Origin of the sequence: Herbiconiux sp. UC225_62, assembly GCF_042694625.1 — a bacterium.
Classification (GTDB): Bacteria; Actinomycetota; Actinomycetes; order Actinomycetales; family Microbacteriaceae; genus Herbiconiux.
In genome coordinates, this window is record NZ_CP170551.1 from 4,008,919 (window position 1) to 4,028,048 (window position 19,130).

Consider the following 19,130-nt stretch of genomic DNA (forward strand, 5'->3'; position numbering starts at 1 on the left):
ACCTGTGAACGGATTCGAACGGCTTATGCAGTTGTGTTCATAGTATGCCGGACGCGATTCCGGAATGACAACCGTGTGATCCGCGGTTCGTGAACTCCAGAACTATACTGAGCGAGTATTTCGAGGAGAGGGCGGCGGGATGTCGATTCGCGCGGGCATCCTCCTCGTGCTGTGCGAAGCCGACGCCTACGGCCTCCAGATCCACGGTGAGCTCGAGGAGCGCACGGATCGCCAGGGACGGATCAACGTCGGCCAGATCTACTCCACGCTCGACCGTTTGTCGACGGCCGGGCTGGTGCAGGCATCCGGATCGACCGACGACGGCCTCCCGCTCTACGGCATCACCCCGGAGGGGCGCAGCGCCGCCGCCGAATGGCTGGCCGACACGGATGTCGACTCCGCCTCGTCCTGGAGCGACCTCACCTTCAAGGTGCAGCTCGCCACCAGTCTGGGCGCCGACCCGGAAGCCCTGGTCGACGGCTACCGTCGGGCGTGGCGCCGCGCCCTCGACGGCGCTTCGGCCGATCCCTCCCCCGCGGGGCTGGCGCGCCGCCGGCTCGCCGACGCCGCCCTCGGCTGGCTGAGCGACCTCCAGGCCCTCCCCGGCGGCTTGGACGGCCTCCGGCGCCCGCTACGGAACGAGCGTCCCCGTCGGGGACGACGTCCGGCGCCGACGCCAGAGTGACGACGGCAGCAGCCGAGCACGGTACCGCTCCCGGGCCGGCGCCCGACGTTCGAGCGCGCTGATCAGGGCCACCAGATCGCTCCGGATGCGCTCCCGCGTCTCGGCATCCGCCGATCCCGGCGGCGCGTACTGCTCGTACTCCACCTGCCGACGCAGACGGTCGATCGCCGGCTCCGGCAGGTCGACGTCGTCGCGCAGACGCCGTTCGAGGTCGAACATGGTGTCGCCCGCCGACCGCTGCACCCGGTAGTCGTCGAGGGTGTCCTCGAACTCGGTCCAGGCGAGCGTGCCCGGGAGTTCATCGGTCGCCAGTCGGCGCAGGCGCGCCCGCCGCCGCGCCCAGCGCACGGTCCACGGTGCGATGACGATCACGAAGACCCCGCCCAGCACCGCCGCGAAGGTGGCCCAGCCGCGGATCTGACCCATCAGGACCTGCTCGGGCGTGAGCGATCCGAACGCGTTCTGCTGGTCGTCGCGCTGGGCATTCGGATCGGCGGTCGCCGTGCTGGTGCTCTGGTTCGACGCCGAGGAGCCTGCGCCGCCGGCCAGGGCGTAGTCGGGCAGGCTGTAGTCGGGAGGTGTGATGTCCAGACCCGGTGTGGGCTCGAAGGGCAGCCAGCCGATGCCGTCGAAGTAGAGCTCCGGCCAGGCGTGCAGCTGGTCGGTGAAGACCTCGAACCCCGCCCGGCCGCCCTCCCCGACGCTGTCGGCGGACTGACCCGGGGCGTATCCCACCGCGATGCGCGACGGGATGCCGAGCGTGCGCGCCATGACCGCCATCGCGGCAGCGAAGTGCACGCAGTAGCCCTCTTTCGCGTCCAGGAACGCGGCGATCATCTGGGCATTGTCACCGTCGTATCCGCCGGACACCGGAGCCGCCAGCGAGTACCGGAACACACCGGAGCGGAAGTACTCCTGCAGCGCCACGGCCCGGTCGTAGTTGTTCGCGGCCCCACTCGCCACCTCGGCGGCCGTGGACGAGATGACCTCCGGCAGGTCGTTCGGCAGAGCGAGGTAGTCGCGGACGGCATCCGGCACAATGGCACCGGCCGCGGCCAGTTGCTCGGCGGTCGGGTTCACCGCGAGGCCCGTGACCTGGTAGTTCTGCCCTCGGGTGTCGCCCTGCAGGTCGGTCACCGTGAACGACGTCGGCGTCAGGAGCCAGGTGCCCGAGAGCTGATCGACCCGCTTGGTGGGATACGGCAGGGGCAGCCAGTCGCTTCGCAGCGAGGCGATCGACACCGTGGTCGACACCTCCTCGATCGGCACGTCGGCCGCGAGCCCCGGCGGAGTGCCGAAGTCCTGCCCGTCGTAGCCGACGGCGTTGAGAGGCAGCTCGGGCTGCCAGGTACCCCCGGAGAAGTCGCCGAGGTTCACCATCTTCAGATACAGGCCCTCGGTGGAGGTGGTGGTGTAGGTGAGCGAGAGCACCGGATCGCTGCGCCGCAGGTCCCGGCCGAGCTGGATCGTGGGGTCGATCCCCGTCGCATACACCGAGGGGAAGCGGTTGCCCGAGCCGTCATCGGCCAGGGATTCCGCGGTGAGACCGGGCGTCACGGCCGGCAGCACGATCATCGTGGCGACCGCGCCCGCCGCGATCCCGAAAGCGAGCGCCGGGTTGCGGCCACCCTTCACGCTGGGTCGCGTCTTGAGCCGCGGTGGTCCTGTGCCGATGCGGGAACTGCACCAGATCACGGCCAGGAACGCCGCCGCGGTCAGCACGTACACGGCGAGATTGGGCTCGGTCTTCCTCACGAGCGGCGCGATGGCGAGCACCGCCAGAGGTCCGATGCCACTCAGCACGGGGGTGCGGAGCCCGGTGGCGAGCTCGTCGGTGATGACGGCGATCAGTCCCACCGACATCACGATCAGCTGGGTGATGGCACCGTCGGCGACCGCGGGCACCTCCTGCTGCGCGATCGAGAGTCGGGCGTCGGCGAGGTCGCCGGAGATGTCGGTGAGCGTCGAGAGGGTGGGCAGGAGGAACCACAGGGTCGATCCGGCGTAGAGCACCACCACCAGGCCGCCCCAGACGATCGCGGTGACCGCCACCACCGTGACCTCCGGCACTCCACGTGCCCGTAGCGTGGCGGCGACACCGAGCAGCAGCACCACCATCGCCATGGTGGCGAACCACCAGTCGAAGCCCTGCAGCAGCGGCGTGAGCCCGATCAGCGCTGCCCCGATCGCCGCGGCGACCGCGAGCGTGCTCTTCCACGCGCCGGTCTTCTCCTCCCGGCGCTGCTGAGCCGCACTACGGCGGCGCGAGGCGCTCATCCGATCCCCCGCGCGTCGCCCAGCGCCTTCCAGAGCGACGGCAGATCGTCGTGGGCGCCGCACTCGAGCACCGACCAGCCGGCGGCCCGCAGCTCCGTGGCGACGGTACGGTCGCTACCGAGTCCCGCTCGGCCGGCGGCGGTGTCGCCGCCGACGACGAACGCGATCGGGTGCGACGACATGGCCGCGAGCTCCCGGATGCGCCCGGCCGCCCCCGGCGCGGACGACACGATCGCGAACACGGGCGGCGCATCCGGGCTCGTCAGCGCGGCGGCCTCGACCGCCTCGCGGAAGTCGAGCGGATCGTGCAGCGCGTCGCGGGTGGCGAAGGCGAGATCGCGCACGGCCCGCGAGGCCCCGTGGGGTGCCGTGAAGACCTCATCGTCGTCGGAGACGCGGCCGGGGGCATGTCCGACGAGGCGCACACCATAACCTTCGTTCATGAGGTGCACCGCGACCGATCCGACCGCGCTGACCGCCCACTCGAACGCCGGATCAGCGTCGTCGTCGGAGCCGGACTTCCAGCGCACGGTGGAGTCGCGCACGAAGGAGTGCGCGTCGAGCACGATTACGGCGTCCTGGTCGTTGCGCTGGTCGTCCTGCCGCACCATGAGTTCGCCGTGCTTGGCCGTGGCGGGCCAGTGCACCCGGCGCATGGAGTCACCTGGCAGGTACTTGCGCGCGATCACGTCCTGCTCCCCCGCCCCCACGAGGCGGCGGGACACCTGCTCCGCGCCGTCGCCGGTGGAGAGCCGGAGGTCGATGCGGGCCAGGTCGTAGACCGTCGGCGTCACCAGCACCGTGTCGGTGCCGCCGAACCGCACCCTCCGGATGGCGCACCCGAACGGATCGGTGAGGGTCACTTCGAAGGGCCCGATCTGATGCGCCCCTCGGTACGAGGTGTCGAGCCGGTAGCGCAGCTGATGCAACGCCGGCTCGTCGAGGGTGGAGGAGGTGTATCCGGGCAGCGCGGGCAGGGGGGCCGGATCGCTCGACTGCAGCGGCGCCTCCGCCTTCTCCACCCACACCGCCGCCGGGCTGCGGAGGCTGCCCCAGTTCTGCACGAAGATCGTGGCCGTCACCGTCTGCCCCACGGAGCCAGATTCGGGCGAGAACCGGCGCCGCACCTTCAACGCGACCCGGCGCAGCGCCACCCAGGCGAGCGAGAACACCGGCACGGCCAACAGGAAGCACGCCAGGTAGGCGATCTCCTGGCGCCGGAACACCTGTGTGAGCACGAACGCCACGATCGCGGCCGCGACCAGCCCCCAGCCGCGCACCGTCAGGCGCGGGAGGGTGCTGGTGGAGCGCGGACGGGACATCGCTCAGACCGAGCGTGAGCGGTTCAGCGGCACTGGGGTCGACGCCACGATCGCCCGCAAGGCGTCGGCGATGGCCTGGGACCCCCCGCCCCGGCTGTCGCTCGCGGCCCGCCGCGTGGCGACGATCCGGTGGGCGAGCACCGGGACGACGAGCTCGTTCACGTCGTCGGGCACCACGAACTCCCGGCCGTTCAGCGCGGCAAGCACCTTCGCCGCGCGCACGAGGTGCAGCGTGCCGCGCGGGCTCGCGCCCAACCGGAACTCGGGGTGCACGCGGGTGGCCTGCACGATCGACACCACGTACGACTCCACCGCACGACTGACGTACACCGAGCGGGCGGTCTCGATCATGGCGTGCAGCTGCTGCTTGTCGACCACGGCTTTCAGCTTGTCGAGGGGGCTCGCCAGCTCGCGCTGGTGCAGCATGGAGAGCTCGGCCGCGGCATCCGGGTACCCCATCGAGATGCGGGCCATAAAGCGGTCGCGCTGGGCCTCGGGCAGGGCGTAGGTGCCCTCCATCTCGATCGGGTTCTGCGTGGCCACCACGATGAACGGCCGGTCGAGCGGATGCGTCGTGCCGTCGAGCGACACCTGCCCCTCCTCCATGCACTCGAGCAGGGCCGACTGCGTCTTGGGCGAGGCGCGGTTGATCTCGTCGGCGATGACGATGTTCGCGAAGACGGCGCCGCGCTTGAACTCGAAGGCGTGGTCGACCTGGTTGTAGATCGAGACGCCCGTGACATCGGAGGGCAGCAGGTCGGGAGTGAACTGGATGCGGGCGACGGAGCATCCGACGCTCGTCGCCAGCGCCTTCGCCAGCGTCGTCTTGCCGACTCCCGGCACGTCTTCGACCAGCAGGTGCCCTTCGGCCACCAGCACGATCAGGGCGAGGGTGGCCGCCTCGGTCTTGCCGTCGATCACGCTCTCCAGGTTTGCCATGATGGCGCCGGCGAACTCGTCGAACTCGGCCAGCGTCAGCGGGGCGTTCGAACCGGGAGCGTTCTGCGGGTCGCTCACGGCGGATGCGGTGGATTCGGGGGTCATGGACGGTGCTCCCATCGGATGGCGAGGAGGAAGATGGTGCCGATCAGGGTCGCCAACCCGATCGCGACCAGCCAGGGTGCCAGCTGGGCGAGGACGACTCCGACGATGTAATCGGGCGTCGGTCCGTACGACGAACTGCTGAAGCGCACCATCGCGTTGGTGACTCCGACCACGCCGAACACGAGGAGACCCGCCCCGATCGCCCAGAGGGCGATCACGAAGCGGTCGACGAGCGGCCGGGCTCTCGGGGCGGGTGACCCCTCGAGCGGACCCGTGAGAGGCTCCGACTCGACACCTCGGCCGACCTCGGCGAAGCCGATGCCGATCGAGTCGTCGAACCCGGGCTGGAAGGCGGCGTCGAACCGGGAGTCGAACTCCCTGTCATCGGTCGTCTCGCGCACGTCGCTCCTTGTGGATCCACGGCTCTCGCCGTCGTTCCCACGATAGGCTCACACACCGACATTTGCGATAGCCCTGAAAGGCGGCGCTCGATGGTGAGGTTCGTGCTGCTTCCCGGCGCGGGAAGTGATTCCTGGTTCTGGCACCGCCTGATGCCACTGCTCGAGGCGGCTGGGCACGAGGTACTGGCCGTCGATCTGCCCTGGGCCGACGAGCGGGCAGGACTGGCCGAGTACACCGAGCTGGTGGTCGACGCGATCGCGGCCGTCGAAGCGGATGCGCCGCCGCGGCCGGTCGTGCTGGTGGCCCAGTCGATGGGCGCGTTCGTCGCCGTGATGGTCTGCGAGCGGATACCCGTGGCCGAACTCGTGCTCGTGGCGCCGATGATCCCGGCGCCCGGCGAGACCCCCGGCGAGTGGTGGGAGAACACGGGTCAGGGAGACGCGATGCGCACTTACGCCGTCGAGCAGGGCCGCGATCCGGATGCGGGCTTCGACGCCGACGTCGTCTTCCTGCACGACCTCCCGCCCGCACTCGTCGCGGAGAGCGCCGAGCACGAAGGCGAAGGTCCCGCCGACGCGCCCTTCTCGTCGGTCTGGCAGGCGGAGACCTGGCCGGATGTGCCCACGCGTGTGATCGCGGGCCGCTACGATCGCCTGTTCCCGCTCGAGTTCGTGCGCCGGATCGCGCGGGAACGCCTCGGCCTCGAGCCCGCGGTCATCGACACCGGACACCTCACCGCACTCGTGCGCCCCGGTCAACTCGCCGACCTGCTGCTCGCGCGCTGATCGAGGCGAAGCCGGCGGTCGCGGCACCGAGGAGGAGTACCAGGGCACCCAGGGTGAGCGTAGGGGCCGGGAGGGCGCCGGTCGCGGCGAGTGTGCCCGTGCCGCCCGATCCGCTGCCGGGCGACGTCGTGCCGGGCCCGGCGGGAGCGGCTGCGGCCACAGTGATGGTCACCGTGGTGACGCTCTGCGTCGCGGGCAGCTTGGTGAGATCGACCTCGAGATACTCCCCCTGGTCCTGCGTGCCGTCGGCGTTGATCTTCGGGTCGAGCACGAAGGGGTTCGCAGCACCGGCGACCGTGCCCTTCAAGCCGAAGTCGCTGTCGTTGGAGATGAAGAGCTTGCTGCCGCCGTCGATCGGGAAGACCCCTTCGACCTTGTCGTGTCCGAAGAAGGTGCCTTCGGGACTCAGGTCGGCCAGCGTCTCGGTGAGATTCAGGTAGTCCGACTTCGCGCCCGGTGTGATGCCGCGAGCGGTCAGGGCCGCTTGCGCCGCCTCCGTCGTCACCGCGCCGACGAAGCTCTCGAGCGTCTTGCCGCCCTGGTCGTCGAGACGCAGGCCGCCGTTCGCGGGGTCGTACGTGGAGTCGGCCAGGGTCGAGGCGGGTCCGACATCCGTCGCGCCGCTGATGTCGACGTGGTAGATGAGCTTGCGGTTCGGCGCCGGCGGCAGGTTGCCGTCGCGCTCGAGCACGAGGAACTCGGTGGACGAGAGCGCGGTGATCTCGCTCGACGCGTCGGCCGTGGTGGACGGATCGGTCGTGAGGTAGAGGTATTCGTGCACCGAGTGGTCGACCAGGCTCACCGTGACGATGCGCGTCGCGGGCACCTTCTTCGCGCTCACCCCGGCGAGATCGGGCTGCTTCAGCGCGCTCTGCATGAGACCGACGAGCGTGGTGCCGTCCGGGGTGATGGTGAGGCCCTCCATGCCCTGATTCGCCGTGCGGTTCTTCAACTCGGCCGGCAGGGTGCCGTCGAAGGGCGAGAACTGGTCGATCCGCTTCCCGTTCGCGTCGAAGTGGGCGATGTAGGGGCCGTATTCGTCGGAGACGTAGAAGGTTCCGTCGGGCATGGCGACGAGGCCCTCGGAGTCGAAGCCGTAGGGCGAGGCGGGCAGCGGGTTGCCGTCGAGGTCGACGATGGTCTCACCGGTGGTCGCCTCGGTGCTGACCTGTCCGTTCAGAGGCGTGCCGTCGGCATCCTTCAGCGGGATGTCGCGCACCAGCGTCGCTGTGCCGCCCACGAGCTCGAACTCGCCGATCGCGGGTGTGAAGGAGGGGATCGGCTCCACCTTCACCCCGCCGGCACCGTCGATGTTCGGACCCCGGTCGGTGAGGCCGTAGACGAAGCCGGGCTTGCCGGGCACTGCGACCACCGAGGACCCGTAGCCGTTGCCGGTGACCGGCACCCCGCCGAACACGCCGAGGTCGGCGCCGTCGGTCTCGTAGAGTCTCACGGCGTCGGAGCTGGAGACGGTGAAGCTGTCGGTTCCGGTGAACCCCGCCGCGGGCGTGTACCGGTAGTCGCCGTTCGGGCCGATCCGGAGGACGCCGTGGGCGGGGTCGCTGTGGCTGATCACGGCGCGGTCGTAGTCGGCGTTGCCGCCGAACGCGTTGGCGTCGAGCGCGCCGCCGGGAGCGACGGATGCCGCACTGCCGGTGGGCGCTGCGTCGCCCGGCGCGGGCGTCGTCGCCGCCAGTGCGGGCTGCGTGCCGAGCAGGCACACGCCCGCGAGCACGCCCACGGTGGCGATGGCCGCCGGGGCGACACGGATTCGTCTGGTCACGTCGTTCTCCTCTGTCGACGTCACGCTAAGGCGACGAGGAGGACGAGAGATTGCCACCTGGTAAACAAAGAGCAATGACCGGGCCAGGCACGCGCGTTCGTGGAGGTGCGGCCGTCGAGGACTCATCCAGCAGGAATCGAGAAGCCCGAGTGCCGCCCGGTCTCTAGCATGGGAGACCAGCCAACGGATCGCGTACGAAGGAGAAACCGATGACCGAGACCACGACCTCCGGCGAGAAGTACGACGGATTCACCGCAGAGGAACGGGAGGCGATGAAGGAGCGCGCCAAGGAGCTGAAGACGGCCGCCCGACGACCCGCGCGCTCGAAGAAGGTCGACGGATTGACCGACCTGCTCGAGAAGATCGCCGAGATGCCCGCCGAGGATCGCGCCATCGCCGAGCGGGTGCACGCCGTCATCATGGCGAGTGGCCCCGACCTCGAGCCGCGCACCTGGTACGGACAGCCCGCCTACGCGAAGGACGGCCAGGTGGTGTGCTTCTTCCAGAGCGCCTCGAAGTTCAAGACCCGCTACTCGACGCTCGGCTTCAACGAGGCGGCGAAACTCGACGACGGCCCGATGTGGCCCACGGCGTTCGCCCTCCTGGACGTCACCCCCGCGGTGGAGAAGCAGATCGCCGCCCTGGTCGAGAAGGCGCTGGGCTGATCGACCGGTCGTCGGGGACCGTCACGAGGAATGCCGACGGCAGGAAATCCGTTGTCCGCTGCAACCGTGGGCCCTCTGGAAGGAAGTACGACGTCATGACGGACACGCTGCCGCAATCCACCCGGCCGAATACCGCCGACCTCCTCGAGGCGTGCGACGAGGGGCCGGCCAGCAGCGAGTTCGTTCGCGATCTGGTCAGCCGGGTCGGGGACAAGTGGTCGGTCGCGACCCTGTCGACCTTGGCGCGCGGGCCCCTGCGCTTCACCGAGCTGCAGCACGCGATCCCGGGCATCTCGCATCGGATGCTCTCGGTCACCCTGCAAGCGCTCGTCCGGGACGGGCTCGTCGACCGTGCGGCGTTCGCCGAGGTCCCGCCCCGCGTGGAGTATTCACTGGCGCCGCTCGGCGACACCCTCCTCGGGCCGATCCGGGCGCTCGTGGTGTGGGCGAACGAGCACAGCGCGGACGTCGAGCGCACACGTCGTGACAGCGTCCGCCCCGGCGCTCACCAGGCGGTCGCGCCGCCGTCCACCGCGTAGTTGGCGCCCGTGATGTAGGAGGCGCGATCAGAGGCCAGGAACGCCGCCAGCTCCACGATCTCCTCCGGCCGGGCGAACCGCTTCAGCAGTGTCTTGCTCGTGATGGCGTCGCGCGCGACCTGGTCGTCGCCGAGGTCCCGATCGCTGGCGGGGGTCAGCACCGGGCCGGGGCTGATGGCGACCGCGCGGATGCCGTGGGGCGCGCCTTCGAGGGCCATCTGCCGGGTCATCCCGATCACCCCGGCGTTGGCCGCGGTGTGCCCCACCATCGGAGGGAACTCGCCCGCGATCATCCCCGCCTCCGACGCCACGTTGAGGATCACTCCTCCCCCACGCGCGATCAGATGACGCCAGGCGTACTTCGAGACGAAGAACGGGATGTCCAGTTCCCCGGCGATGGTCTTGCGCCAGTGCTGCACCGAGAAGTCGGACATCGGCCCGAAATATTGGATGGCGGCGTTGTTGTAGACGACGTCCAGGCCGCCGAACGCGTCCGCGGCGCGATCGACGAGCGTCTCGGCCTGTTCCGGGTCGGTCAGGTCGATCGGCGCGATGCCGACGATCTCACCGCCCGCACGCCGCACCAGGTCGATCGTCTCGTCGTTGGCGGCCGCATCGATGTCCGAACCGATGACCTTGGCGCCTTCGCGCGCGAAGACGCCGGCGGCGACGCGACCCTGACCACCGCCGGTTCCGGTGATGAGAACGATCTTTCCGTCGAGGATGCCCATGGGAATTTCTCCTTGCTCGTGCTGTGGCGACACGCCCGGTACGGGCGGATCACCAGTGCACAACGAGCTGAGAACAGCTGTATTCCAGGGCGTCCATACGCACTATTTCCTGCGTATGACACGCACGACGGAGTAACCGACGACGTAGGGCGGACGGGACTTGAACCCGTGACCGACGGATTATGAGTCCGCTGCTCTAACCAGCTGAGCTACCGCCCCGCGCGTGCCCGCTCGCTGGGGGCGAGCACGGGAACGCCAGACCACGATACCGCGGCGCGCGCTCCCGTCGGTTCAAGCCCGCTTCTCGGCGGGTTCGTCGACGTCGGTCTCGGCGGTCTTCGGCAGCACGACCACGGGGGCGGTCACCGGCTCACCGCGGTAGAGGTGCTCGAAGGTGGTGAGGGTGCGCTGGATGTCGTGCGCCGCCACGATCGAGAGCGACTCGCGCTTCATGACGTCGAGTTCGTCCTGCGGGAGGCGCAGGATCTGCTCCAGACGATCCGCCAGCTGCTGGGCGTTGCCGGGCTCGAACAGGAAGCCGTTCTTGCCGTCGTGCACGAGGTGCGGCAGGGCCATCGCGTCGGCCGCGACCACGGGCAGGCCACTGGCCATGGCCTCCATCGTGGCGATGCTCTGCAGCTCCGCGATCGAGGGCATCGCGAAGATCGTCGCGCGTGTGTACGCCTTCCGCAGCTCCTCTTCGGTGACGTACCCGGTGAACGTCGCGCGATCGCCGAGCCCCAGCTGGTTCGCCATGTTCTGGAGGTTGCGCAGCTGGTCGCCGCCACCGACGATCTCGATCTTCGTGTCGAGATCGGCCGGCAGCAGCTGGATCGCCTTCAGCAGCACGTCGATCTGTTTCTCGCCCGCCACCCGGCCGACGAACAGGATGCGGTTCTCCTTGCGCGGCGTGAAGTCGGGCACGTAGTTGTCGACGTTGATGCCGCAGGAGATCGCGTAGACGTTGTCGATACCGGTGGCCTTCTCGAAGAAGTCGGCGGCCCGGCGGGTGGGTGCGGTGACGGCATCCGCTCGACTGAACGACCGGCGCGCGGCGGCCCAGGCCAGCCCGATCGCCCAGTTCTGGAGGAATTTGGGGATGATCACCGTGAAGGCGAGCAAGTTCTCGGGCATCACGTGGTTCGTGCCCACGATGCGGATGCCGCGCTTCTTCGCCTCGGTGGAGACGCCGCGCCCCACGATGATGTGCGACTGGAAGTGCACGACGTCGGGCTTCACCTCGTCGATGATCTTCGCGCTGTTCTGCTTGATGCGCCAGGGCAGGGCGAAGGTGAGCCAGTCGTGCGGGTACCAGCGCCAGCTGTAGAGGCGGTGCACCGTGATCTTCTGGCCGTCGTAGACCTCGGTGTGGGCGCCGATAGGCAGCTTCGCCGAAGGGGCGACGACGTGCACGTCATGACCGCGCGAGGCGAGGCCGGAAGCGAGGTGCTCGGCGAAGCGAGCCGACCCGTTCACGTCGGGCGAGAAGGTGTCGGCGCCGATCAGGATCCGAAGAGGCCGGCTCGTCGTGCCGGGCGCGTCAGGCGCATCCGTGCGCGTGTGCGGATCTCGGAAGTCTGTCAAACCGTGTCTCTCTTGCTCGGGTTCCGGGGGCGTCGCTCGTGGCTCGGCGTCTCGGGGGCTGTGAAAGAACTTACCCTAGCGCTGGGCCTGAGGGTGGTAGCGCGCCAGGCCGAACACTCCCAGGATCGCCACCAGTCCGAAGGCGAGGAACGCGAAGTTCGCCCAGAGCGGTGCCTGAGACGCCTCGCCGAGCACGATGATGCCGATCGCGACCGCCACCAGCGGGTCGATCACGGTGAGTCCCGCGATGACGAGATCGGGCGGCCCGGAGGCGTAGGCGTTCTGCACGAAGTAGCCGCCGAGCGCCGCTGCGGCCAGCAAGCCCGCCAGCGCCAGCACGGTGAGCCACTCGAAGTGCGCCTGGAAGATCCGGCTGATGACCACCTTGGCGAGCGTCGCCACGAAGCCGTAGAGCACACCGGCCCCGACGATGTAGGCGATGGCCTTGAAGCGCTTGCGTAGGAACACGAAGGTCGCCGCGAACAGCAGCAGCACGATCGCCAGCACGATCAGGATGATGATGAGGTCGGTCGTGGTGACCGGCTTGTCAACCGCGGTGAAGGCCGCCACGAGCACGAACAGACCCACGCCGCCCACGCAGAGCACGATGGAGATGATGGAGCTGCGGTTGAGCTTCACATGACTGATCCGCGAGTTCAGGATGGCCGTGATCACGAGCGCCACCGCGCCGAGCGGCTGCACCACGATGATCGGCGAGAAGCCGAGGCTGGTGAGCTGGAAGACGATGGCGAGCCCGAGCATCAGGGTGCCGATGACCCACGACGGCCGGCTGAGCAACGCCATCAGCTGGCGGACACTCAGCCCCTTGTCGGCGTCGTGGGTGTTCGCCTCGACTTTGGTGACACCACGGTGCTGGAACTGCGCGCCCAGGCTGAGGAAGATCGCGCCGACGAGGGCGATCGGGATGCCGATGAACTGCTTCGGGTCGAGCGCGATCTGGTCGCTGAGCTCGAACAGTTCAGGAGGCACTCATCGACAGTACCCCGGAAGCCCCGCCGTTAGGCTTAGCGAATGGCCGTTCTCCCGATTCGGATCTCCGGAGATCCTGTTCTGCACTCCCCCGCCTCCCCGGTCACCACGATCGACGACGAGCTGCGTCGCCTGGTCGCCGACATGTTCGAGACGATGGATGCCGCTCCCGGTGTCGGCCTCGCCGGACCGCAGGTGGGCGTGCCGCTGCGGCTGTTCGTCTACAGCTGGACCGACGATCAGGACGTGCCGTACCGCGGGGTCGCGATCAACCCCGAGCTCTTCATCACCCCCACCTCGATCGAGCCCGCCGACCCCGACACCGAGTCGGAGGGCTGCCTCTCCTTCCCCGGTCCGCGCTTCCCGCTGGTGCGCGGTGCGGCGACGATCCTGCGGGCCACCGATCTCGACGGCTCCGCCTACCAGATCGAGGCGAGCGGATGGCTGGCCCGCATCTTCCAGCACGAGTTCGACCACCTCGACGGCGTGCTCTACATCGACCGGCTCGACAAGGCCTACGCCAAAGCCGTGACGAAGGTCACCCGCAAGAAGGGCTGGGGCGTGGAGGGCAACGCGTGGCTGCCCGGGGTCGACGACCTCGACGCCTAGCCGCGGCATCCTCATCCGTCATCCGGATGCCGCAGCCTCCGACGGCTAGGTGAGCAGGCGGATGAGGGCGGCCACCGCCGCCGCCGCGATCACCACGACGACGAACGGCACGCGGAGTGCGTAGAGACCCGCCGCGACGAGAACGGCCGGCAGTCGGGCATCCACCTGGATGGACTCTCCCGCCCCGAGCGTCTGCACGGCGATCAGCGCGGCCAGCAGGGCGACGGTCATGAGGTTCGCGATGCGGGCGACGGTCGGATGCTCGAAGGCGCGTGGCGGGATGAGGTAGCCCGCCACCTTGAGGGCCAGGCAGATGATCGAGGCCAGGATGACGATGTTCCAGCTGCTCACGCGGCATCCTCTCCCGACCGCGCTGCGCTCGTGCGGCCCAGCAAATTGAACCCGCCGACCACGATGGCGACGACGGCCGCCACCAGCACCGGCAGGCCGGGGGTGAGGAACGGTGTGAGCAGCGCCGCGACGAAGGCGGCGCCCACCGCGACGGCCTGCGTCTGCCGCTCTTTGAGCCGGGGCCAGAGCAGGCCGAGGAAGGCGGCCGCGGCCGCCGCATCCAAGCCGTAGGCGCTGACGTCACCCAGGAGGTCGCCGATGAGCGCGCCGACGAGGGTGGTGAGGTTCCAACCGAGGTAGATCAGGATGCCGGTGGCCCAGAATCCCACCCGTTGCGCCGCCGGGGTGCGCTGGGCCGTGGAGACGGCGACCGACTCGTCGATCGTCAGCTGGGCGGCGGCGGCCCGCTTGAAGAAGCCTGGGCCGATGACGGGCGACATCCGGATCGAGTAGAAGACGTTGCGCGTGCCGAGGAGGGCCGCGCTCGTGACGGCCGCGGGGCCGGCCGCCAGACCTCCGGAGGCCAGCACGCCGATGAGGGCGAATTGCGAGCCGCCGGTGAACATGACGAGGCTGAGGAAACAGGTCTGCCAGATGTCGAGGCCGGAGAGCGTGGCGAGGGCTCCGAAGGAGATGCCGTAGGCGGCCGTGGCCAACCCGACGGCCAGGGCGGCCCGGATGGCAGCCGTCTCGTCAGGGGTTCTCGAGGACGCGCGGGGCATCATCCGATGATGGCAGAGCCCATCTGAAACTGGGAAAACAACCCCCTTTTCACGACGATCCGGTCGGCGTACATTCGATCTCGGGGAACAGGGAAAGTAGGCGGTCGATGCCGATTGAACACGAGTACAGTCGCGTGATCCACCACAGTGGACGCAGCTTCTTCGCCACGACCACGATGACCGACATCTTCATCGCGCACGCTCGCGACACCGCCGAGCGCGGCGACACCGAGCTGGTGCCGCTCCTCCACAAAGGCGGAGTGGAGCTGCTGCTGATCGGCCCGCTGACGCGGGTCGCCGTCACGGAGATCGAAGTGGGCACGGCGAGCGAGAAAACGCCGATGCAGCCCGCCGCGGGCCGCTCGCCCGCCCCCGCGACCGCGCCTGCCGTACGCCATCGCGTCGCCGGCTGATCTCGCGCCCGGGCAAGAAGTCTGCTTCTGCGCCTGGGCAAGAAGAAAGGCCCCGCGGGTGGAGCCGCGAGGCCTTCGCTCCCCGACTTGGACTCGAACCAAGAACCTGCCGGTTAACAGCCGGCTGCTCTGCCAATTGAGCTATCGAGGAATGTCGCTGAAACAGCTTCAATACAATATCACTGATTCGGCGGCGGTTTTGACCACTCAGTATCCCGCCGCGGGGTCGACCCGGCCGGCGAAGTCACCGTCGCCGAGCAGGGCGCGTACGTTGTGCCGCACCCGCGCGGCGAGCAGCGGAGCCGTCATCTCGGGCGTGTCCGCGGTGTGCGGCGTGATGATCGCGTGCGGTTCCGACCAGAGCGGATGTCCGTCGTGCAGCGGCTCCGGATCGGTCACGTCGAGCCCGGCGCCGGCGATCTCTCCGGCGGCCAGCGCGGCGACCAGGGCATCCGTGTCGACCAGACCTCCGCGGGCGATGTTCACGAGGTAGGCCGTGCGCTTCATCCGTTCGAACTGGGCGGCTCCGAGCAGCTTCTCGGTGCCCGTGGTGAGGGCCGCGGCCACCACCACGACGTCGGCCTCCGCGAGCACCTCGTCGAGGCGGTCGGTCGTCACGGTGCGACCCGCCGCGGCCACGGCCCGGTCGGAGCGGCGCACCACGGTCGACTCCACACCGAAGGGCTCCAACAAGCGCAACAGCTCGAGCGCAATGCCGCCGGCGCCGATGACGACGACGTGGAGTCCGTACAGCGACCAACCCGTCTTCTCGCCCCAGGTGGTGGCGTGGATGCGGTCGGGCAGGTCGCGGAGGAGCGCCAGGGTCAGCATCAGGGCGTGCTCGGCCACGGGCTGGGCGAAGGCGCCCTTGGCGCTGGTCCAGACGAGGTCGGGGCGGTCGTGCGTGCGGATCACGTCGGCGAAGGCGTCCACGCCCGCCCACGGGAGCTGCACCCACTGCACTTGCGGGTTCGCCTCGAGGGCGCGCGCGAAGTCGTCGGCACCGTCGGACGTCAGCCAGACGATCCCGCGCGTGTCGGCGCCCAGGGGCTCGACCGTGCCGCCGGCGTCCTCGATCGCCTGCACGAAGATCGGCTCCGCGACTGGCAGCACCGCGACCGGACCGGGCTTCGGCCGTTCAGCGGCGGGGAGAGGCTCCGCGGGCACCGCCAGCACTTCGCGGTGGCGGCTCGTGTAGGTGGGGCGGGGCATCAGGGGTGCTCCTCGTCGGCCGGCGCGGCGCCCTCGCCGCGTGGTCCGCTGTCGTCCTCGTCGTCGTAGCCCTCTTCGTCTTCGTCCTCGTCCTCGTCGAAGTCGTCGTCGATGTCGCCGCTGTAGGTCTCGCGGGCGAGCCCGGCGACGTAGGGGTGGCGCGGGTCGGCGAGCACCTCGTCGATCGCGCCGAGCCCCACCACCACGCCCTCGTGGATGACGGCGATCCGGTCGACGGAGCGGCGGAGGGCATCCAGGTCGTGACTGACGATGAGGGCGCTGGCTCCCCGCGAACGCTGCAGCCCGGCGATGACGTCGACGACGGCTCCGCGCACCGAGACGTCGACGCCGGCTGTGGGCTCGTCGGCGATCAGGAGCACCGGGTCGAGGATCAGACCACGCGCGATCGCCACGCGCTGTCGCTGGCCGCTGGAGAGCTCGTGGGGCTGCTTCAGCATCGACCCGACGGGCAGGAGCAGGGCATCCACCAGCGTCGCCGCTTTCAGGCCCGCCTCGTGACGGTCGTAGCGCTTGTCGCGGAGGAAGAGGGGCTCGGCCACCAACTCGGCCACCGTCATGTTCGAGGTGAGGTTCGACCCGGCGTCCTGCGCCACGTAGCCGACGCCCAGGGTGAGCTTGTTGAGGTTCGCCCGCTTGAGGCCGCGCATCTGGAAGCCCAGCACGTCGAGGCTGCCGCCGATGATGCGGGGTGAGTTGTCCTTCGAGCCGCGGACGGCGGCCTGGCCGGACGCCACCTGGGCCAGGGTCGACTTGCCCGAGCCGCTGGAGCCGACGAGGCCCACGATCTCGCCCGGTTCGATCGCGAGAGTGAAGCCCTTCACCGCCGTGAACGCCGAGCTCACGCTGTGGGCCGGGTATTCGATGGTGACGTCGGAGGCGGTGAGTACGTATCGGTCAGCCATGGGATTCGAGCCTATTCGGCATACCCCTAGTCGGCTTGCAAGGCCCGCCGGTCGGCCTCGAGTTGCACGAGTTCGCGCTGGATCTCGCGATAGAGCTCGGGGTTCTCGACGGCGTCGGTGCGCTGCAGCCGCCCCTTCACGTCTTCTTTGCGGCGCAGCAGGTGTCGCTGGATGAGATCGCGCGTGATGCGGCGCAGATAGATCTGCGGCTCGCGATCCGGGCGCTCCGGAAGAGGGGCCACCGCGAGCTCCTCGACCAGCCGGCGGTACTCCTCCGGCACGTCGGCCTGGATCACGGTGACCCAGTCCCGACGCTCGAAGGAGTCGACGTTGCGGCCGATGGCATCCCGGATCGCCGCCAGCGGCGCGTTGCTGAACCCGCAGGCGCTGGCCTGCAGCAGCAGATCCTGACCGACGACCGTCGGTGCCTGCAGCATCGCCATCAGCGCGTCGCGCTCGGTTCGCGCCGCCGTGGTGCTCGGCAGCTGGGTGAGCGTGACGCTGGGGCGCACGAGCGGCGCCTCCTGCAGCGAGGTGACGGAAGCGACGAGCGGATCGCCGGCCGGGTCGACCCGGGCAGGACGGTCGCCGATGACGATCGTGCCGGGCGCGCCGGACGCGCCAGGGCCGCCCGAACCACCGGGGCCCGGAGCGTTCGGGCCCGAGCCGCCGTAGCCCGATCCGCCGGGAGCGCCGGCCAGCTCGCGAACCGGTCGCTCCCCGTAGCCGCGCTCGGCACCTCCCCGTTCGTTCCCGGAGGCCCCGCGACTGCGCGAGGCGCTGCCCTCCACTGCGCGCTGTACGTCGTCGAGCTCCATCGCGAGCATCTTGGCCAGCTGACGGGTGTAGGCGGGTCGCAGAGCGGAGTCCCGGATGTCGGCCACGATGGGCGCGGCATCCCGCAACGCCGCGACGCGGCCCTCCACGGTCTCGAGGTCGTAGGCCGAGAGCTTCTGCTTGATCACGAACTCGAACATCGGCTTCTTGCCCTTGACCATCCGGCGCACCGCGTCGTCGCCCTTCGCGAGACGGAGGTCGCAGGGGTCGAGACCGTCGGCGCCGACGGCAACGTAGGTCTGAGCGGCGAAGCGCTGCTCCTCACTGAAGGCGCGCAGAGCGGCCTTCTGACCCGCCGCATCCGGGTCGAAGGTGAAGATGACCTCACCGAGGCCGGCGCTGTCGTCGGAGAGCACCCTCCTCATGATCTTGATGTGGTCGACGCCGAAGGAGGTGCCGCAGGTGGCCACCGCGGTGGTGACCCCGGCGAGGTGGCACGCCATCACGTCGGTGTATCCCTCCACCACCACGACCTGGCGGCTGCGGGCGATGTCGCGCTTGGCGAGGTCGAGCCCGTAGAGCACCTGGGCCTTGTGGTACACCAGCGTCTCGGGCGTGTTCAGGTATTTCGGGCCCTTGTCGTCGTCGAACAGGCGGCGGGCGCCGAAGCCCACGGTCTGGCCCGTCTGATCGCGGATGGGCCAGATCAGCCGGCCGCGGAAGCGGTCGTACGTGCCGCGGTCGCCCGAACTCAGCAGTCCGGCTTCGCTCAGCTCCTTCTCGGTGAAGCCCCGCCCCTTGAGGTGCTTGCCCAGGTTGTCCCAGCCCTGCGGCGCGTAGCCGACGCCGAAGTGCGCGGCGACGGAAGCGTCAAAGCCGCGCTCACCGAGGAAGGCCCGCGCCGTGTCGGCGCCCGGCATGGTGAGCTGCTCAGCGAAATACTCCCGTGCCGCCTCGTTCGCCGCCAGGAGGCGCGCGCGGTTGCCCTGGTCGACGGCCGCTCCGCCGTCTTCGTAATGCAGCTGGTAGCCGATCTTGGCGGCGAGGCGCTCCACCGCCTCGGCGAAGGTCACGTGGTCCACCTGCTGCAGGAACTTGTAGACGTCGCCGCCCTCACCGCAGCCGAAGCAGTGATAGAAGCCCACCTGCGGACGCACGTGGAAGCTGGGCGACCGCTCGTCGTGGAAGGGACACAGCCCCTTCATCGACCCGGAGCCCGCGCTCTTCAGGGTGACGTAGTCACCCACCACGTCGGCGATGTTGATGCGGGAGCGGACTTCGTCGATGTCGCTCCGACGTATCAGCCCTGCCATGTC

At 69.5% G+C, this 19,130-nt stretch carries 19 protein-coding genes and 2 tRNA genes; 6 read left to right on the forward strand and 15 right to left on the reverse strand.

Going from position 1 to position 19,130, the window contains the following annotated elements:
* Positions 1–139 precede the first annotated feature (139 nt).
* Positions 140–685, forward strand: a complete 546-nt coding sequence (locus ACFJGU_RS19540) for a PadR family transcriptional regulator (protein WP_382305828.1) — start codon at positions 140–142, stop codon at positions 683–685.
* Here the strand turns inward: ACFJGU_RS19540 and ACFJGU_RS19545 are convergent.
* From ACFJGU_RS19545 to ACFJGU_RS19560, 4 genes are read right to left on the reverse strand one after another with little or no spacing between them, the layout of a single operon-like run.
* Positions 632–2,962 carry a transglutaminaseTgpA domain-containing protein gene (locus ACFJGU_RS19545; RefSeq protein WP_382305830.1) on the reverse strand — a complete coding sequence of 777 codons (2,331 nt, stop codon included), beginning with the start codon at positions 2,960–2,962 and terminating at the stop codon, positions 632–634. The two genes, ACFJGU_RS19540 and ACFJGU_RS19545, sit on opposite strands and share 54 nt — an antisense overlap.
* Positions 2,959–4,284, reverse strand: a complete 1,326-nt coding sequence (locus tag ACFJGU_RS19550) for a DUF58 domain-containing protein (RefSeq protein WP_382305831.1) — start codon at positions 4,282–4,284, stop codon at positions 2,959–2,961. The genes ACFJGU_RS19545 and ACFJGU_RS19550 overlap by 4 nt, the downstream gene beginning before the upstream one ends.
* A gap of 3 nt (positions 4,285–4,287) precedes the next feature.
* On the reverse strand, positions 4,288–5,328 hold the full coding sequence (locus ACFJGU_RS19555) for an AAA family ATPase (RefSeq protein WP_382305833.1): 1,041 nt from the start codon (positions 5,326–5,328) through the stop codon (positions 4,288–4,290).
* Positions 5,325–5,729 carry a hypothetical protein gene (locus ACFJGU_RS19560; protein ID WP_382305835.1) on the reverse strand — a complete coding sequence of 135 codons (405 nt, stop codon included), beginning with the start codon at positions 5,727–5,729 and terminating at the stop codon, positions 5,325–5,327. The genes ACFJGU_RS19555 and ACFJGU_RS19560 overlap by 4 nt, the downstream gene beginning before the upstream one ends.
* A gap of 90 nt (positions 5,730–5,819) precedes the next feature.
* Here ACFJGU_RS19560 and ACFJGU_RS19565 point away from each other — a divergent pair, with 90 nt between their 5' ends.
* Positions 5,820–6,515, forward strand: a complete 696-nt coding sequence (locus tag ACFJGU_RS19565) for an alpha/beta fold hydrolase (protein WP_382305837.1) — start codon at positions 5,820–5,822, stop codon at positions 6,513–6,515.
* On the opposite strand, the gene ACFJGU_RS19570 is transcribed toward ACFJGU_RS19565, so the two are convergent.
* The gene (locus tag ACFJGU_RS19570) at positions 6,463–8,298 is read right to left on the reverse strand and encodes an esterase-like activity of phytase family protein (RefSeq protein WP_382305838.1); all 1,836 of its coding nucleotides are present in this window, start codon (positions 8,296–8,298) and stop codon (positions 6,463–6,465) included. The two genes, ACFJGU_RS19565 and ACFJGU_RS19570, sit on opposite strands and share 53 nt — an antisense overlap.
* A 209-nt stretch (positions 8,299–8,507) precedes the next feature.
* Here ACFJGU_RS19570 and ACFJGU_RS19575 point away from each other — a divergent pair, with 209 nt between their 5' ends.
* Both ACFJGU_RS19575 and ACFJGU_RS19580 read left to right on the forward strand, forming a co-directional pair.
* The gene (locus tag ACFJGU_RS19575; RefSeq protein ID WP_382305840.1) at positions 8,508–8,963 is read left to right on the forward strand and encodes an iron chaperone; all 456 of its coding nucleotides are present in this window, start codon (positions 8,508–8,510) and stop codon (positions 8,961–8,963) included.
* Positions 8,964–9,058: 95 nt separating this feature from the next.
* Positions 9,059–9,502: a winged helix-turn-helix transcriptional regulator gene (locus ACFJGU_RS19580; protein ID WP_382305842.1), complete on the forward strand. Its 444-nt coding sequence runs from the start codon at positions 9,059–9,061 to the stop codon at positions 9,500–9,502.
* Here the strand turns inward: ACFJGU_RS19580 and ACFJGU_RS19585 are convergent.
* The 4 genes from ACFJGU_RS19585 to ACFJGU_RS19600 form a co-directional block, all read right to left on the reverse strand.
* Positions 9,469–10,233, reverse strand: a complete 765-nt coding sequence (locus ACFJGU_RS19585) for an SDR family NAD(P)-dependent oxidoreductase (protein WP_382305844.1) — start codon at positions 10,231–10,233, stop codon at positions 9,469–9,471. The genes ACFJGU_RS19580 and ACFJGU_RS19585 overlap by 34 nt on opposite strands.
* A gap of 145 nt (positions 10,234–10,378) precedes the next feature.
* A tRNA-Ile gene (locus tag ACFJGU_RS19590) sits at positions 10,379–10,452 on the reverse strand.
* Positions 10,453–10,524: 72 nt separating this feature from the next.
* Positions 10,525–11,817 carry a glycosyltransferase gene (locus ACFJGU_RS19595; protein WP_382305845.1) on the reverse strand — a complete coding sequence of 431 codons (1,293 nt, stop codon included), beginning with the start codon at positions 11,815–11,817 and terminating at the stop codon, positions 10,525–10,527.
* Positions 11,818–11,892: 75 nt separating this feature from the next.
* Positions 11,893–12,807 (reverse strand): DMT family transporter, encoded by a 915-nt coding sequence (locus ACFJGU_RS19600; RefSeq protein ID WP_382305847.1) that lies wholly within the window; start codon positions 12,805–12,807, stop codon positions 11,893–11,895.
* Positions 12,808–12,849: 42 nt separating this feature from the next.
* Here ACFJGU_RS19600 and def point away from each other — a divergent pair, with 42 nt between their 5' ends.
* Complete coding sequence (gene def / locus ACFJGU_RS19605; protein ID WP_382305848.1) at positions 12,850–13,416, forward strand: peptide deformylase; 567 nt, start codon at positions 12,850–12,852, stop codon at positions 13,414–13,416.
* Between the two features lie 45 nt (positions 13,417–13,461).
* Here def and ACFJGU_RS19610 read toward each other — a convergent pair whose 3' ends face one another.
* A complete protein-coding gene (locus ACFJGU_RS19610) occupies positions 13,462–13,767 on the reverse strand; it encodes an AzlD domain-containing protein (RefSeq protein ID WP_382305849.1) in 306 nt (101 codons plus the stop codon).
* On the reverse strand, positions 13,764–14,489 hold the full coding sequence (locus ACFJGU_RS19615; protein ID WP_382305851.1) for an AzlC family ABC transporter permease: 726 nt from the start codon (positions 14,487–14,489) through the stop codon (positions 13,764–13,766). Before ACFJGU_RS19615 ends, ACFJGU_RS19610 begins: the two co-directional genes overlap by 4 nt.
* A 107-nt stretch (positions 14,490–14,596) precedes the next feature.
* Between ACFJGU_RS19615 and ACFJGU_RS19620 the strand changes: the two genes are divergently transcribed.
* On the forward strand, positions 14,597–14,902 hold the full coding sequence (locus ACFJGU_RS19620) for a hypothetical protein (protein WP_382305853.1): 306 nt from the start codon (positions 14,597–14,599) through the stop codon (positions 14,900–14,902).
* A gap of 78 nt (positions 14,903–14,980) precedes the next feature.
* Here the strand turns inward: ACFJGU_RS19620 and ACFJGU_RS19625 are convergent.
* The 4 genes from ACFJGU_RS19625 to dnaG form a co-directional block, all read right to left on the reverse strand.
* Positions 14,981–15,053 (reverse strand) — tRNA-Asn (locus ACFJGU_RS19625).
* A 56-nt stretch (positions 15,054–15,109) separates the two neighbouring features.
* A complete protein-coding gene (locus ACFJGU_RS19630; protein WP_382305855.1) occupies positions 15,110–16,114 on the reverse strand; it encodes a D-isomer specific 2-hydroxyacid dehydrogenase family protein in 1,005 nt (334 codons plus the stop codon).
* On the reverse strand, positions 16,114–17,037 hold the full coding sequence (locus ACFJGU_RS19635) for an ATP-binding cassette domain-containing protein (protein WP_382305857.1): 924 nt from the start codon (positions 17,035–17,037) through the stop codon (positions 16,114–16,116). Before ACFJGU_RS19635 ends, ACFJGU_RS19630 begins: the two co-directional genes overlap by 1 nt.
* A 26-nt stretch (positions 17,038–17,063) precedes the next feature.
* Positions 17,064–19,127, reverse strand: a complete 2,064-nt coding sequence (gene dnaG / locus ACFJGU_RS19640) for a DNA primase (RefSeq protein WP_382305858.1) — start codon at positions 19,125–19,127, stop codon at positions 17,064–17,066.
* Positions 19,128–19,130 lie beyond the last annotated feature (3 nt).

Excerpts from the sequence above, each read along its gene's own strand:
- ACFJGU_RS19630 (WP_382305855.1), bottom strand. The coding sequence starts at position 16,114 with ATGCCCCGCCCCACCTACACGAGCCGCCACCGCGAAGTGCTGGCGGTG.
- ACFJGU_RS19620 (WP_382305853.1), top strand. The coding sequence starts at position 14,597 with ATGCCGATTGAACACGAGTACAGTCGCGTGATCCACCACAGTGGACGC.
- ACFJGU_RS19565 (WP_382305837.1), top strand. The coding sequence starts at position 5,820 with ATGGTGAGGTTCGTGCTGCTTCCCGGCGCGGGAAGTGATTCCTGGTTC.
- ACFJGU_RS19545 (WP_382305830.1), bottom strand. The coding sequence starts at position 2,962 with ATGAGCGCCTCGCGCCGCCGTAGTGCGGCTCAGCAGCGCCGGGAGGAG.
- ACFJGU_RS19555 (WP_382305833.1), bottom strand. The coding sequence starts at position 5,328 with ATGACCCCCGAATCCACCGCATCCGCCGTGAGCGACCCGCAGAACGCT.
- dnaG (WP_382305858.1), bottom strand. The coding sequence starts at position 19,127 with ATGGCAGGGCTGATACGTCGGAGCGACATCGACGAAGTCCGCTCCCGC.
- ACFJGU_RS19540 (WP_382305828.1), top strand. The coding sequence starts at position 140 with ATGTCGATTCGCGCGGGCATCCTCCTCGTGCTGTGCGAAGCCGACGCC.
- ACFJGU_RS19635 (WP_382305857.1), bottom strand. The coding sequence starts at position 17,037 with ATGGCTGACCGATACGTACTCACCGCCTCCGACGTCACCATCGAATAC.
- ACFJGU_RS19550 (WP_382305831.1), bottom strand. The coding sequence starts at position 4,284 with ATGTCCCGTCCGCGCTCCACCAGCACCCTCCCGCGCCTGACGGTGCGC.
- ACFJGU_RS19615 (WP_382305851.1), bottom strand. The coding sequence starts at position 14,489 with ATGCCCCGCGCGTCCTCGAGAACCCCTGACGAGACGGCTGCCATCCGG.
- ACFJGU_RS19580 (WP_382305842.1), top strand. The coding sequence starts at position 9,059 with ATGACGGACACGCTGCCGCAATCCACCCGGCCGAATACCGCCGACCTC.
- ACFJGU_RS19585 (WP_382305844.1), bottom strand. The coding sequence starts at position 10,233 with ATGGGCATCCTCGACGGAAAGATCGTTCTCATCACCGGAACCGGCGGT.
- def (WP_382305848.1), top strand. The coding sequence starts at position 12,850 with ATGGCCGTTCTCCCGATTCGGATCTCCGGAGATCCTGTTCTGCACTCC.
- ACFJGU_RS19575 (WP_382305840.1), top strand. The coding sequence starts at position 8,508 with ATGACCGAGACCACGACCTCCGGCGAGAAGTACGACGGATTCACCGCA.